14 protein-coding genes are annotated in these 12,915 nt (G+C 45.9%); 8 read left to right on the forward strand and 6 right to left on the reverse strand.

The features are described 5' to 3' along the window. The 5 genes from QTO00_RS05730 to QTO00_RS05750 all read right to left on the reverse strand — a co-directional run. Positions 1-1,200 (reverse strand): VWA domain-containing protein (locus QTO00_RS05730; protein ID WP_331423574.1); only part of this gene is annotated, 1,200 nt, incomplete at its 3' end. Then, positions 1,193-2,164, reverse strand: coding sequence for a vWA domain-containing protein (locus QTO00_RS05735; protein ID WP_331423576.1), 972 nt, complete (start codon positions 2,162-2,164; stop codon positions 1,193-1,195). The genes QTO00_RS05730 and QTO00_RS05735, both read right to left, overlap by 8 nt. Then, a complete protein-coding gene (locus tag QTO00_RS05740) occupies positions 2,157-2,630 on the reverse strand; it encodes a DUF4381 domain-containing protein (RefSeq protein ID WP_038204286.1) in 474 nt (157 codons plus the stop codon). Before QTO00_RS05740 ends, QTO00_RS05735 begins: the two co-directional genes overlap by 8 nt. 2 nt (positions 2,631-2,632) lie before the next feature. Then, the gene (locus QTO00_RS05745) at positions 2,633-3,550 is read right to left on the reverse strand and encodes a DUF58 domain-containing protein (RefSeq protein ID WP_331423578.1); all 918 of its coding nucleotides are present in this window, start codon (positions 3,548-3,550) and stop codon (positions 2,633-2,635) included. 11 nt (positions 3,551-3,561) lie between these two features. Then, on the reverse strand, positions 3,562-4,518 hold the full coding sequence (locus tag QTO00_RS05750; RefSeq protein ID WP_331423579.1) for an AAA family ATPase: 957 nt from the start codon (positions 4,516-4,518) through the stop codon (positions 3,562-3,564). 371 nt (positions 4,519-4,889) lie between these two features. Between QTO00_RS05750 and QTO00_RS05755 the strand changes: the two genes are divergently transcribed. The 3 genes from QTO00_RS05755 to QTO00_RS05765 all read left to right on the forward strand — a co-directional run bounded on the left by QTO00_RS05755 (position 4,890) and on the right by QTO00_RS05765 (position 7,283). After that, entirely contained in the window at positions 4,890-6,803 is a 1,914-nt protein-coding gene (locus tag QTO00_RS05755; RefSeq protein ID WP_331423580.1) for a methyl-accepting chemotaxis protein, read from the forward strand. A gap of 77 nt (positions 6,804-6,880) precedes the next feature. Continuing rightward, on the forward strand, positions 6,881-7,081 hold the full coding sequence (locus QTO00_RS05760) for a hypothetical protein (RefSeq protein WP_038204291.1): 201 nt from the start codon (positions 6,881-6,883) through the stop codon (positions 7,079-7,081). Positions 7,082-7,157: 76 nt separating this feature from the next. Next, the gene (locus tag QTO00_RS05765) at positions 7,158-7,283 is read left to right on the forward strand and encodes a hypothetical protein (RefSeq protein WP_331423581.1); all 126 of its coding nucleotides are present in this window, start codon (positions 7,158-7,160) and stop codon (positions 7,281-7,283) included. 62 nt (positions 7,284-7,345) lie between these two features. Here QTO00_RS05765 and QTO00_RS05770 read toward each other — a convergent pair whose 3' ends face one another. Further along, positions 7,346-8,167 carry a crotonase/enoyl-CoA hydratase family protein gene (locus QTO00_RS05770; RefSeq protein ID WP_331423582.1) on the reverse strand — a complete coding sequence of 274 codons (822 nt, stop codon included), beginning with the start codon at positions 8,165-8,167 and terminating at the stop codon, positions 7,346-7,348. Positions 8,168-8,407: 240 nt separating this feature from the next. Between QTO00_RS05770 and QTO00_RS05775 the strand changes: the two genes are divergently transcribed. From QTO00_RS05775 to QTO00_RS05795, 5 genes are all read left to right on the forward strand, one after another. Then, positions 8,408-9,280: a patatin-like phospholipase family protein gene (locus QTO00_RS05775; protein WP_331423583.1), complete on the forward strand. Its 873-nt coding sequence runs from the start codon at positions 8,408-8,410 to the stop codon at positions 9,278-9,280. Positions 9,281-9,618: 338 nt separating this feature from the next. Then, the gene (locus tag QTO00_RS05780; RefSeq protein ID WP_331423585.1) at positions 9,619-10,407 is read left to right on the forward strand and encodes a transporter substrate-binding domain-containing protein; all 789 of its coding nucleotides are present in this window, start codon (positions 9,619-9,621) and stop codon (positions 10,405-10,407) included. A 116-nt stretch (positions 10,408-10,523) separates the two neighbouring features. Continuing rightward, on the forward strand, positions 10,524-11,471 hold the full coding sequence (locus QTO00_RS05785) for an amino acid ABC transporter permease (RefSeq protein WP_331423587.1): 948 nt from the start codon (positions 10,524-10,526) through the stop codon (positions 11,469-11,471). Positions 11,472-11,484: 13 nt separating this feature from the next. Next, entirely contained in the window at positions 11,485-12,219 is a 735-nt protein-coding gene (locus QTO00_RS05790) for an amino acid ABC transporter ATP-binding protein (RefSeq protein WP_331423588.1), read from the forward strand. A 156-nt stretch (positions 12,220-12,375) separates the two neighbouring features. Then, positions 12,376-12,915: LysR family transcriptional regulator (locus QTO00_RS05795; RefSeq protein ID WP_331423590.1), on the forward strand; the 540-nt coding region annotated here is incomplete at its 3' end.

The raw sequence follows: 12,915 nt of genomic DNA on the forward strand, positions 1-12,915 counted from the left end.
GTATTGCCCAGCTAGGCTGGTGCTGTGTTTCAGCGAATTTATCGCGCCTTTAAAGTCGTTGGCCAGATATTGCGCTGCCCCTTTCCACTCAGGGTTGTTAAAAAGCTCAGCCGCTTTGTCGTACTCCTGATTCTGGAAGTACTGCATTGCTTGCTGTTCGTCGTTTAGCCACGGGTTTGCAGCTGCAGGTTTAGGAGACATTAGCGGTACAAACACCAATAGTGCGCTTAAGAACAGCCCCCGGCGGAAGATCATAAGTGCAGGGATTAGCAACATGGGTAACAGCCAATAGCCTTGATTAGTTCGCTCTGAGATCGCTTGGCCGCCATCTACCATATCTGCTGAACCAACATCAGATGTGATGTCCGCGATTTTCTCTACGTCGCTATTGGTGACCTGAACAGGAACAAAGTAGCCATCGACACTCGACGCTAGAGCGCGCATGTTATCGAAGTTTGATTTCGCGACAACAGGTTGGCCGTTAGTTTTGGTCATCAGTGTGCCATCATTGAGTTTAATTGGAGCGCCAGCGCGTGAGCCCATTCCAAGCACGATAAGTCGCCAAGAGCTTCCACTCATCAGTTGTTCTATATCCCCGCGTTCAGTATCGTTGAGATCGTCAGCGATCAGCACAATATCACCCTGTGACAAACCGACATTTGTCATCATCTCCATTGCAAGCTTGACCCCTGCCGCAGCGTTAGCCCCTGGGTAGGGCATTAGCTCTGGTGACAAGTTTGGAATCAAATTAGCGATGGTTTGACTGTCGCTGGTCATCGGGCTGATGTGGTACGCATCTCCCGCGTAAGCAATTAAGCCTGTCGTACCATCTGTCCATTGCTTAAGTAAGTCGGTGACCTTGTATTTGGCTAGCGTTAAGCGGTTTGGTTTAAGGTCGGTTGCATACATCGACATTGACATATCCATCACAAGAACTCGCGCATTGGTGCTAGAAAAACTAGGACGTTCTTGCTCGCTAAAGCTTGGGCCTGAAAGGGCGATAAATGCGACAATACCGCAAACACCAATTACCTTGATTGACCATCTGCTGGTTTGTATGGCTTTGAGTCCCATCGCCTTGGCTAGGTGTGGTGCAATAAGTGTTTGCGAACGTTGGCGTTTTGATAGCCAGTAAACCATGCCCAACCAAGGAATTATGCCGAGCAACCACTGTGGGTAGAGGAATAGAAAATCAGACATGATTCCTCCGAGTCACTAATAATAGAGTAAAAGCAAAAAGCGCAATCGCTAGGGGAAGACTAAACCACTCAGTCTGTGGGCGCCAAGTCTGCGTAGCGTTCGAGATTGGCTCTAGTTGATTGATGGTTTCGTAGATCTTAGCGAGATCATCGGCATTGCGAGCACGAAAGTACTGGCCGCCAGTGATTTGTGCGATCTCGCTGAGGGTCTTTTCATCAAGGTCTTGAGCGGTATTGACCTTACGCGTCATAAAGAAGTCTTGAACCATCATTTCGCCTGCACCCACACCTATGGTGTAGATAGTCGAATTGTATTTTTGGGCGATTTTCGCAGCTTCAATCGGATCGAGCACACCTGAAGTATTGCTACCGTCACTGAGGAGTACCATCACGCGTTGTGGGGCGTCACTGTCAATAAAGGTTTTGGTCGCTAAGCCAATGCCTTCACCAATGGCGGTTTTATCGCCTATCAGTTTTAGCACTAGCGAGTTCACTTGCTGAGAAATAGTATTACGATCTAGGGTTAAAGGCGTTTGCAAGTAGGCGTGGTCAGCAAAAAGCACCAAGCCAAGACGATCCCCTTCACGCTGCTGAGCAAACTCACTGACTACCTGTTTAACCGCACTTAAACGGTCGATGTACTCTTGTTGGTCATCTTGCATATCTTTCTGACTCATCGAGTAAGAGAGATCGAGCACTAACATCAGGTCGCGGTGCTTGGGTGAAGTTGTCACGGGAGCTCCGTACCAAACCGGTCTCGCTAATGCTGTGACGAAAGCCAGCCAGACAAGACACACTAGCAACCTAGCAATGTGCTTTTTTGGCGCAGCCCCATCTGCCGATTTAGGTAAGTAGGGGAGCTGGATTGGTGCTGTTGCTCTTGCTGGTGGAACAATAAAGTAGATCACCAATGGCAGTGGTAACAGCAAAAATGCCCACCACCATTCGAAGCTAATGCTAGCCACGGACTTTCCTTCTTTTCTTCGGTGGCAACGCCTGACCAACCCACTCGCTGCAGTCCTGAATCAGTGCGTCGGCATTATCGATCGGCTGTTTGCTGTATAACGCTTGTTGCCAAGCCTCATAGTTTTGGCTAAATCGAGGTGTTTTCAGATGGCTGTCGAGAAATCCATACCATTCCTTTCCGGTAAGCTGGGCGATTTCTTCTCTAGGGAAGTAACAAAGTGCTGCTTGTCTCACCAATTCGATCGCTTCTGAAGGTCTCTGGTCTAGCGCGAGCAAACGCAATGCCGTTTTCTTCGGTGCTAAGCGGCGTTTGTTCCAACGGAAAATTAGCCATGTTGCCAGTAATAATGTCAGTATTCCGCCGAGGGTAGCCCACCAACCCCAAGCGAGTGGTAGCCAAGACGGTACTTCTGGTAAATGTAGGGCGTTCAAAGGTAATAGCGACGTTTGAGTCTCTGTGCTCATAGTTAAAATCCGTGTAATTGTTGTGTCAAAGCAGCACCGCTAGAGAGCGACGAAAAGCTGATAGCCATTTTTCGGGCCATCTGCTGTAGCTGAGTTTGTTGCTGCTCGAACGCCTTTTCTATTCCTAGGCGTGTGTTTTTTGATGAAAAGTCTAGCCAACGTGTCTGTTCATTATTGGTCACTTGCTCTGTGCCTCGATAGAGAGTTTGACCGCGCTCTAAAGGATCATAGATTTGAATCATACGAACACGGTTATGTTGGCTAAGTCGGCTAATGTTGGATTCGTGAGCGGCGGTTAATCGAGAAAAGTCGCTCAAGAGGATTATTTCACTCCCTTTAGGGCAAATACGAGCCAACGCGTGCAGAGCAAGGTTCATGTCTTGGTTTATGCTCGTTTGTGTCGCCAGTTGTTGTTGATGGGCGGCGACCAGCGATTGAATCAAGGCTAATGCTCCTTTGCGTCGAGAGGTCGGTTTTAGCTCGATAAGCTGGTTACCAGTATCAATGACAGCGCCAATTCTGTCTTGCTGAGCGACGCTAAGCCAAGCAATTAAGCTTGCCATATGCGCTAGTTGAACCGATTTGAGCATCAAGGTCGAACCAAACATCATTGGTGATGAAAGATCAGCATAAATTACCACAGGCTTTTCGCGCTCTTCCGAGAAAAGCTTGGTATGCGGCTTACCTGTACGCGCAGTCACACGCCAGTCGATGGCTCGAATGTCATCACCTGCTTGATATTGGCGTACTTCGCTAAAGTCCATACCTCTGCCGAGCTGTCTGCTCTGGTGCTGACCTAACATTTGTGACCATAAACTCTTGGCAGGTGGCATCCACTGAATGCACTGCTGCTTGTAATAGAGCAGTTCATCGAGAGTTAGGCTCACACCATTGCTAAAGGGAGGTAACTTACTAACCATATTCGCTCTGCCTATGCGCTGCCAACCAGAGAAAGTAATTTACTGATCACCTGGTTAGGCTCAATACCCTCTGCCTGAGCTTGATAACTCAGTAGCAGGCGGTGGCGCAGCACGGGGAAAGCCATGGCTTGCACATCTTCTGGTGAAACGAAATCTCGGCCATTTAACCAAGCATGAGCGCGCGCGCAGCGGTCGAGTGCGATGGTTGCCCTTGGGCTTACCCCCATCTCTAACCACTGCTCTAAAGTGGCGTCATACTTGCTTGGCTCGCGCGTCGCCATGACTAAGCGAATAATGTACTGCTCGATAGGCTCAGCCATATGAATATTAAGCACTTCCTGACGCGCGGCGAAGATATCAGCCTGAGATAGAGAAGGCGGAGTAACGCTCGTGTCTCCTTTCGCTTCTCCGCGGTTCAAGCGCAGGATTTCGAGCTCGCTCTGTGCGTCAGGGTAATTGACGTCTAAGTGAATGAGAAAACGGTCAAGCTGAGCTTCTGGTAGCGGGTAAGTGCCTTCTTGCTCAATCGGGTTTTGTGTCGCCATGACTAAAAACAGTTCCGGCAGGGCGTAGGTGTTTCTGCCTGCTGTGATCTGTTTTTCAGCCATTGCTTCGAGCATTGCTGCTTGGACTTTGGCCGGCGCGCGGTTGATCTCATCGGCAAGAATAAGCGAGTTGAAAATCGGTCCAGACTGGAAGGTGAACTCACCAGTTTCAGGTCTGAAAATATCAGTGCCAGTTAGATCGGCAGGCAGCAAGTCAGGTGTGAACTGAATGCGATGGAAATCTCCTTCGATACAATCTGCAAGAGATTTTACCGCGCGAGTTTTGGCTAAGCCCGGAGGTCCTTCGACCAAAATGTGCCCGTCAGCTAATAGGGCAACAAGTAGCTGATTCACCAATTCGCTCTGGCCAATGATCTGGCTATTTAGATGTTCGCGTAGTTGTTGTAGAGCGTGTGAACTCATGACTGTGTCTCTCCTCATTTTCTCACTTAGTAGCTCTTAAGCTCAAAAAGTTCCAATGAGACAAAGATGAAATGTAGAGAATATGAATCATCATTTGCTGGGATTTCTCGTAACGGAACAAGTGTTGCTAATTCAGCTAGTTAAGATATGGGGATGATAACCAAAGATCCAACGATTCAACATTGAAATCTAAGCTCGCGCAAATAGAAATTTAAGATTGACCAAAAAATGGACGAACAATCTTAATTTTGTAAAGATGTATGTAGATTTGCCGATATACTAAGCTGATGGGAAAAGTGGATAATTTACAAAATATCAATTGATGCTGTTTCCATTTTGTCAGTGATTAATTGCTTCTTAAGGCAGGATAAATGAAATTAAACTCAATTAGCATAAAACAGAAAGTCGTCGCTGGGCTTACCTTTGCTGTTCTAGCTTCAACAGTAATTGTGGGAGTGATGGCGCAACGTCAGGCTCGAGGCGTACTAGAGCACCGATTAATTGATATTGAGCTGCCTTCTATGCTCGAGCAAATTAGCAGCCAAATTGATAACGAAGTGAGCCAGCTTCTGTTCGCAGCAGAGCAGCTTGCAAACAACGAATTCATCAAGCAGGCGATTAACACCACTAATATCTCGCCAGATGTTGAAGCGCAACTGGTAAAACAGCTCAATAATGTCCGTTCGCAATACAATTTAAACGACGCCTCTGTCGCGAACCGCAATACAGCTTACTACTGGAATCAGAATGGCTTCCTTCGCCAACTGAACCAACAGCAGGATGGATGGTTTTTTGGTTTTACAAAATCAGGTAATGCCACCTCGGTGAGTATTTTCCAAGAAGCCAATGGTGAAGTGAAAATGTTCACCAACTACCAAATGCTCAATGACATGGCGATGTCTGGCTTATCGAAGTCTATGGACGACATGGTGAATTTTCTGAACGGTTTTAAAATCGAACAGTCTGGTTTTGTTTTCCTCGCCGATGCTGCAGGTACGGTTCAGATTCACCGTGACAACAGCAAAGCCAAATCGAGCATCTCGTCTCTCTTTGGTGTTGATTCCTCTTTACTACTGAAAAAATCAGGTTTTAGTTTGGTAGAGACGAGTTATGAAGGTAATAGTGTTTTCCTTGCTAGCACCTACATCCCTTCTATGGATTGGTTCGTTGTCGGCGTAGTGCCTGTTGACGAAGTGTTCGCTGATTTGAACGCAGTCGCTAAGCAGATGATGATTACCACCATCGTGGTGGCGGGGCTATTTATCTTTATGGGTATCTTCCTGGCTAACAGCATTGCCAGTCCGATCCGCGCGATAGCAGAACGCTTTGCTGATCTTGGCAAAGGCGACGGCGACCTTTCACAGCGTATTGAAGTGAAAGGCAGTGATGAAATTGGTCAGCTTTCTGAAGGTTTCAATGGGTTTATCGAGAAGATCCATGAGTCGATGAAAGAGGTGGCGTCAACCAGTAACGCTCTGCAAATTGCAGCTGACGGTGTATCGAGCAAGGCACATACCACCCATGACAATAGTCAGATGCAGCGTGATCAAACCATCCAAGTGGTGACCGCGATCAACGAAATGGGCGCGACCATTAGCGAGATTGCAAGCAACGCAGCAACCGCAGCAGAAACCGCTAACCAAGCTTCAGACAACACCCAAGTTGGTCAGGACGTGGTGAATCAGGCTAAAGATGCGATTAGCCGCCTCGCGCTAGATATCGAAAGTACAGGTCAGGTGGTTGAGCAACTGGCGTCTACAACTCAAGAAATTGGTTCTATCTTGGATGTTATCCGTGATATCTCAGAGCAAACTAACCTTCTTGCACTTAACGCAGCAATCGAAGCCGCTCGTGCAGGTGAACAAGGTCGTGGTTTTGCCGTGGTTGCAGATGAAGTTCGTAACCTAGCGAGTCGTACGGCGGACTCAACTGAAGAGATTCAGAAGATGATCAATCAGTTGCAAAGTGATGCCAAAGACGCCGTTACTGCAATGGAAGGTGGTAAGAGCGTGACAAGCGAAGGTGTGAGCGCATCGGATGAAGCGGTGAACGTACTTGTCAGCATCTCTAAGCGTATCCATGACATCTCTGATCGCAATACTCAAGTGGCGACAGCGACAGAGGAACAGTCTACCGTTGTTCATACTATCAACCAGAATATTGAAGAGATTAACGCGATCAATGAGGTAACGACTGGCACGGCAGAAGAGTTAGCCGCCGCAAGTGCTGAGCTAAAAGAGCTTTCAGCGCGTCTTGATACCATGGTGGGTAGCTTCAAACTGTAAGGTAACCGCAAACTGGAATTACTGGGTCTAAGTGGGTAAACTTAGACCCAGTTTTTATTTATAGGGTAAGTGAGATCATGAGTGATTTCGAAAAAGAGTTAGAGAAGATGTCACAAGAGATGGGTGATGAGCCTGAAGTGGCATTACCATCACTTGAAGAGCAAAAGAACATTGCCGCTGAGCTGAAAAAGCTCGAAGCAGAAGGCAAGCTAACGCCGGAAGTTTTAGAACAGTACTTCGGTAAGTTCTACGCAAAGACTGATACACCAATTCACTAAGGTATCAGTCGACAGACCCTAATGATTAAGTCGCCAATGGCGACTTTTTTCTTGTTTACTAAACCCAGGATTGTTGATGCTTATTCTCTACCGTTTACTTAAACTCGCGATTATCTGCGCGGTTTTTTTCACTATCTATGACGTTATCGAGTTTGGTGAAATTACATGGATCGAACGTCTACTTGCTGCGCTAGGCTTCTAGTTATCGACTAGAAAGTTATCAGCAGTAGGGGAAGTATCCGTCTACTGCTTTGGTTAGACGAGTTAAAACTGGCGAGGTGCAAACTCCGTTTTGGTTTGATCCTCTTGCTGAGCTTGCTTTTCACGCTTAGCTGCAATGATACGGTTTTTGCCGATCATTACCTTAATTTGGTACCAGGTTTCAAGGCACAGTGCCCAGCCAGGGCTTGACCACCAGGTCTTATGATACAACTTCTTAGTGGCAGCAACAGCGTCGGGTGAACGGTTGGCACACTCTAGCGCAAGTCTGTATGCTTCTTCATAGGGTTGTTCTGATATCTTGGTTACTAGGCCATATTGCTGTGCAGTTTCTGCATCAACGACTTTAGCAGTCATTGCCATTTCTAGGGTATGGTCTTGGCGCATCAATTCTCGGAAGGCGAGTGCGCCTCCCATGTCAGGAATCAACCCCCATTTCCCTTCAAGAATAGAAAAATTGGTATCAGGGTGGGCAATTCGAAAATCACCGCCACTTGCCAATTGAAGTCCGCCGCCCCAACAGCGTCCGTGTAGGACGAAAATGACAGGGCAAGGAACATCTCGCCAGCCGACACAGAAGTATTGTGCATCGTTTGCAAGGGTAGGCCACCATTTAAATAGTAGTTTTGCTGCCCCTTTCTTATTGTGCATTAGGGATTTGACATCAAGGCCGGAGCAAAAATCACTGCCATTGGCCTTAACAATGACAGCCCGTACTTCGCGGTTGTGTTTGAGTTGTTTAATGGTGTGTTTTACGGCTTTAAACATCTCCATATCAATCGCATTCATTTTTTCACCGCGATTCAGTGACACGGTCGCAATCTTGTTGTGATCTATCTCGCAGGTAACTCGTGGCTGATCTGACATTGGACTTGGCTCCTTACTGGTCGTACCACTAATGTAATTAAAATGTTAACGTCAAGAAATCGGCTAGAGTGATTTTTGGGCTTTAGCTTGGGTTTTTATGTATGCAATAGGTCGCTTTCACTGGTTAGCCAGTACTATGTTTGAGGCTGTAGGCTATATTTGAGCGAATTGCATTGACTTCACTGAGCAGCTAGCCAAGTGGTAAGATTTTTTAGATTAGATGGTGTTGGGATTTATAAGATGGCGAAGACAGTCTCTTTAGTTTTAGGCAGTGGTGGGGCGCGTGGTTTAGTGCATATCGGCATTATTCGCTGGTTGACTGAAAATGGTTATCAGATTAAATCCATTTCAGGTTGCTCAATCGGAGCACTGATCGGCGGCGTATATGCAGCTGGAAAGCTCGATGAGTTTGAAAAGTGGATCACCAGTATTGATCAAACCGACATGGCGATGATGCTTGATATTGCTTGGCAATCAAATGGAGTATTCAAAGGAGATAAAATCATTGAAACCTTGCGAGAACTTATCGGCGAAGTTGTTATCGAAGATCTGGAAATTCCATACACCGCGGTGGCTGCTAACCTAGCCCAAGAGAAAGAGGTTTGGCTTCAATCGGGGGAGCTGTTTGACGCCATTCGTGCCTCTATTTCGTTACCGCTGTTTTTCACTCCGCACATCATTATGGGTGAAGCGCTAGTGGATGGTGGGGTACTCAACCCTGTGCCGATTGCGCCTACCTTCGGTGACAAAACCGATATCACGTTAGCGGTCAACTTAGGCGGAGAGCCAGAAGTTTTGACTGACAAAGCTGTGTTGGAAGTAACAGAGCCTGTATCGAGCACGCTTCACCATAAGATTGCTCGCTTTATCGATAATCTGGGGAGCAGTGTGAAGAGTAAAATGAGCTTTAATTTTGCCGCGTATGACATCGCCAACCAAGCCTTCGATGCGATGCAATCTACTATTGCTCGTCAGAAACTCGCCGCTTACCCAGCAGATATTACCCTTGAGATCCCTCGTAACGCGTGCGGTACATTGCAGTTTGAACGCTCCCAAGAGATGGTTGAGCGCGGTTATCAACTAGCAAAAGATAACCTTAGTAGCCGGCTATAGCTGGCCTAGGGCGTATTCTTAGAGGCGATAAAGTTCGAGATTATATCGTCTTTACTTGCTATTACTAGCGTCATTCCCCTCTCGATAATCTAATGCTTTAAAAAAGCACAATTCCTATGATAACTGCCTTTAAAATAGTGCATTGCAGTTACGTAAGTTACTATATGTTGCGTAATGTTTTTTTAACATACATTATGTTCTTATGTGGTGCTCGGTGCATAACTATTCTTGATTTTATCGATTTATTTCCGTTTATTTGCCTAAAATGTCAATAAAATCTGGTTTTTTATTTGCTGCTGATGTATAAAAAAATTTTAACACGAGATAAAGGAATATCCATGAAAAAGTTATTATGCGCTGCTGCATTGACGTTAGCTGCTTCGAATCCAGCTTTTGCTGACCCAATTTTAGACGATATTAAAAATAGCGGTGAGCTAAAGGTGTGTTTTGATTCTGGATACATGCCATTTGAGATGACGGCTAAAAATGGTCAGTACATCGGTTTTGATATCGATCTTGGTAAGCAGATGGCGCGTGCTATCGGCGTAAAATACGTACCAGTGAATACTGCTTGGGATGGCATCATTCCAACGCTTCTAACTGGTAAATGTCATATGATCATGGGTGGTATGACTATCACTCCAATGCGTAACATTCAGGTTAATTTTGCTGACCCTTATGTGGTTATTGGTCAATCAATCCTGCTTAACCCTAAGCATGAAGGTAAAGTTGCCAGTTACCGTGACCTAAACAGTGCTGACTTCGTTGTTGCGACTAAGCTTGGTACGACAGGCGAACAGGCGATCAAACGCTACCTTCCAAAAGCGACTGTGAACCTATACGAAACTCAATCTGAAGCGGTACTAGAAGTTGCAAATGGTAAAGTGGATGCGTTTATCTATGACTTACCATTCAACGCGATCTACAACGCTGAAAACAAAGGCCAACTTGTTCACCTAGCTGAACCGTTTACTTATGAACCTCTAGGTTGGGCGGTACCTCAAGGTAACCCAGATACCATTAACTTCCTAAATGGCTACCTACGCCAAATCAAAGGCGACGGTACTTACGATCGCATCTACAACAAGTGGTTTAACGATGACAAGTGGTTAAAGCAAGTTAAATAACCTCCTTTAGCTTCTAAATAAACAGCGAGTTTCGGCCCCACAGATGCTGAAACTCGTTGTTATCAAACCATCTTATGTTCGTATCAGAACTCTTCTGATAACTATCGCGGAATCACATGCAAAATAATCTTAAATCCCTGTTTTGGAACGCTGTTTTTGTTCTCGTTTTGCTTTCAATTGGCGGCCTGATTTATCTGTCAGGTAAGCGAATTGATTACAACTGGAACTGGGAACGTGTCGTTCCGTACATTGCGACTAACGCAGCCTCTTCCATTACTGCCCCGGAAGACGGCAATATTGTATTAACCGAGAACAATACACTTGCACTTGAAAACTTAGCCGGTGACGTTGTTGTTGACCTTGGCTCCTACCCGTCGGTTGATGTTTATGAAGGTGACTTAATCTTCGAAGGTGACACACTCGCAACGGTTAAAGAGTGGCGTATTGGCCCTATTCTCGAGGGTGTCATTGTCACCATTAAAATATCTCTCTGGTCTCTAGCCATTGCCTTAGCATTGGGCCTAGTTATTGGTTTGATGCGCATATCCAGCAATCCAGCAATCAAGAAACTGTCGATTGTTTACATCGAAATTATTCGCGGTACCCCGCTGCTGGTTCAGATTTTTATCGTATATTTCTTTATTGGCACGGTACTCGATCTTGAGCGTTTTACCGCAGGTGTTATCGCCTTGTCAGTGTTTACTGCGGCCTATGTGGCTGAAATCGTCCGCTCTGGTATTCAGTCTATCCCTAAAGGGCAGATGGAAGCGGCGCGCTCATTAGGTATGAACTATCCGAAGGCGATGATTTACGTCATCCTTCCGCAGGCATTTAAGCAGACGCTTCCCCCTCTAGCAGGCCAGTTCATCAACCTAATTAAAGATTCGTCTTTGGTATCGGTTATCTCAATCACCGATTTAACCAAAGCAGGTCGTGAGGTGGTAAGTGGAAGTTTTGCTCCATTTGAGGTGTGGTTCACTGTTGCAGCACTATATCTAATTTTGACCAGTAGTCTCTCTTGGGTGATCCAAGCCCTTGAAAAGAAACTTGCAGCCAGCGACTAAGTAGGAATATCTCATGGAACATATTATTCAGGCCGAAAAGGTCAATAAAATCTACCCGAATGGTTGCCACGCACTTAAAGATGTTTCGGTTAATGTAGATAAAGGCGAAGTGATTGTGATCGTCGGTCCTTCTGGCTCAGGAAAATCAACATTCCTGCGTACAATCAACCAGCTGGAGACGATTAATAGCGGCTCAATCATTGTTGATGATATGGATATGTACGCTAAAGGCACTGACATTAACAAGTTACGCGCTGATGTCGGTATGGTTTTCCAGGGGTTCAACCTATTTCCACATAAGACTGCGCTTGGCAATGTAATGCTTGCACCGTTAAAGGTGTCTGGCCGCGATGAAACTGAAGTGGAAGCAGAAGCGAAAGACTTGTTATACAAAGTTGGACTTGCTGAACGGATGGATAACTATCCAAATCACCTATCTGGTGGTCAGCAGCAGCGTGTAGCGATTGCCCGTGCATTAGCAATGAAGCCGAATATCATGTTATTCGATGAACCCACATCTGCGCTTGATCCAGAAATGGTGGGTGAAGTGTTAGATGTTATGAAAGATCTGGCTAAAGATGGCATGACGATGGTTGTCGTTACCCATGAAATGGGTTTTGCTAAAGAAGTGGCTGATAGGGTTCTTTTTATGGAAGATGGGGAACTATTGGTCTCTGACACACCAGACAGCTTCTTTGACAACCCAACCAACCCTAGGTTGAAACAGTTCTTGTCTAAAGTACTGTAATGCATAATAAAGGGTATCGTTCGATACCCTTTGTTATTCCAATCCAACGGCGCTTCTTAATTCTCGCTGTAATCTGAACAATTCCGTTTAAACGCTAACGATAACTCAGGCTTTGGTTTAGACTGACGTATTGGTTGTGGTGATGAAGGCGTAATGATGGATTTGGCGAGTAGATTAAACCTTCTGTTGGAAGTATCAAGGACCGGGTCATTTGCTAAAGCGGCGGAAAGGCTCAATGTTGATCGTTCTGTGTTATCAAAACAAGTTAAGCAGCTTGAGGAGCATTTAGGTGTTAAGCTGATTAATCGCACCACCCGCTCGATGTCACTGACAAGTGTCGGCAAAAGAGTGGTGGAACAAGCGGAAAAAGTCAGTCATGCTCTGGAAGAGACGGTAGATATTGCACATTCGTACCACAGCGAACCGTCTGGGCATTTACGTGTGTCGAGCGCTATTTTATTTGGCAGAACCTATTTGCAAAAGGCCGTTGAATGCTTCCTACAACGATTTCCAAAAGCAACTGTTGAGCTGCTGCTGAGTGATGAGTTGGTGGATATAGCGAGTGAAGGTTTTGACCTTGTTTTTAGAATCGGCCCGATGAGGGACTCTTCGATGATTGCACGTCACCTTGCTGAGAACAAATCTGCGATTATTGCATCGAAAGAGTTCATCGAGAAACACGGTATGCCGGAAACC

Origin of the sequence: Vibrio sp. M260118, from assembly GCF_036533755.1 — a bacterium.
In the GTDB taxonomy this organism is placed as follows: domain Bacteria; phylum Pseudomonadota; class Gammaproteobacteria; order Enterobacterales; family Vibrionaceae; genus Vibrio.

Excerpts from the sequence above, each read along its gene's own strand:
- QTO00_RS05740 (WP_038204286.1), bottom strand. The coding sequence starts at position 2,630 with ATGAGCACAGAGACTCAAACGTCGCTATTACCTTTGAACGCCCTACAT.
- QTO00_RS05745 (WP_331423578.1), bottom strand. The coding sequence starts at position 3,550 with ATGGTTAGTAAGTTACCTCCCTTTAGCAATGGTGTGAGCCTAACTCTC.
- QTO00_RS05750 (WP_331423579.1), bottom strand. The coding sequence starts at position 4,518 with ATGAGTTCACACGCTCTACAACAACTACGCGAACATCTAAATAGCCAG.
- QTO00_RS05755 (WP_331423580.1), top strand. The coding sequence starts at position 4,890 with ATGAAATTAAACTCAATTAGCATAAAACAGAAAGTCGTCGCTGGGCTT.
- QTO00_RS05760 (WP_038204291.1), top strand. The coding sequence starts at position 6,881 with ATGAGTGATTTCGAAAAAGAGTTAGAGAAGATGTCACAAGAGATGGGT.
- QTO00_RS05765 (WP_331423581.1), top strand. The coding sequence starts at position 7,158 with ATGCTTATTCTCTACCGTTTACTTAAACTCGCGATTATCTGCGCGGTT.
- QTO00_RS05770 (WP_331423582.1), bottom strand. The coding sequence starts at position 8,167 with ATGTCAGATCAGCCACGAGTTACCTGCGAGATAGATCACAACAAGATT.
- QTO00_RS05775 (WP_331423583.1), top strand. The coding sequence starts at position 8,408 with ATGGCGAAGACAGTCTCTTTAGTTTTAGGCAGTGGTGGGGCGCGTGGT.
- QTO00_RS05780 (WP_331423585.1), top strand. The coding sequence starts at position 9,619 with ATGAAAAAGTTATTATGCGCTGCTGCATTGACGTTAGCTGCTTCGAAT.
- QTO00_RS05785 (WP_331423587.1), top strand. The coding sequence starts at position 10,524 with ATGCAAAATAATCTTAAATCCCTGTTTTGGAACGCTGTTTTTGTTCTC.
- QTO00_RS05790 (WP_331423588.1), top strand. The coding sequence starts at position 11,485 with ATGGAACATATTATTCAGGCCGAAAAGGTCAATAAAATCTACCCGAAT.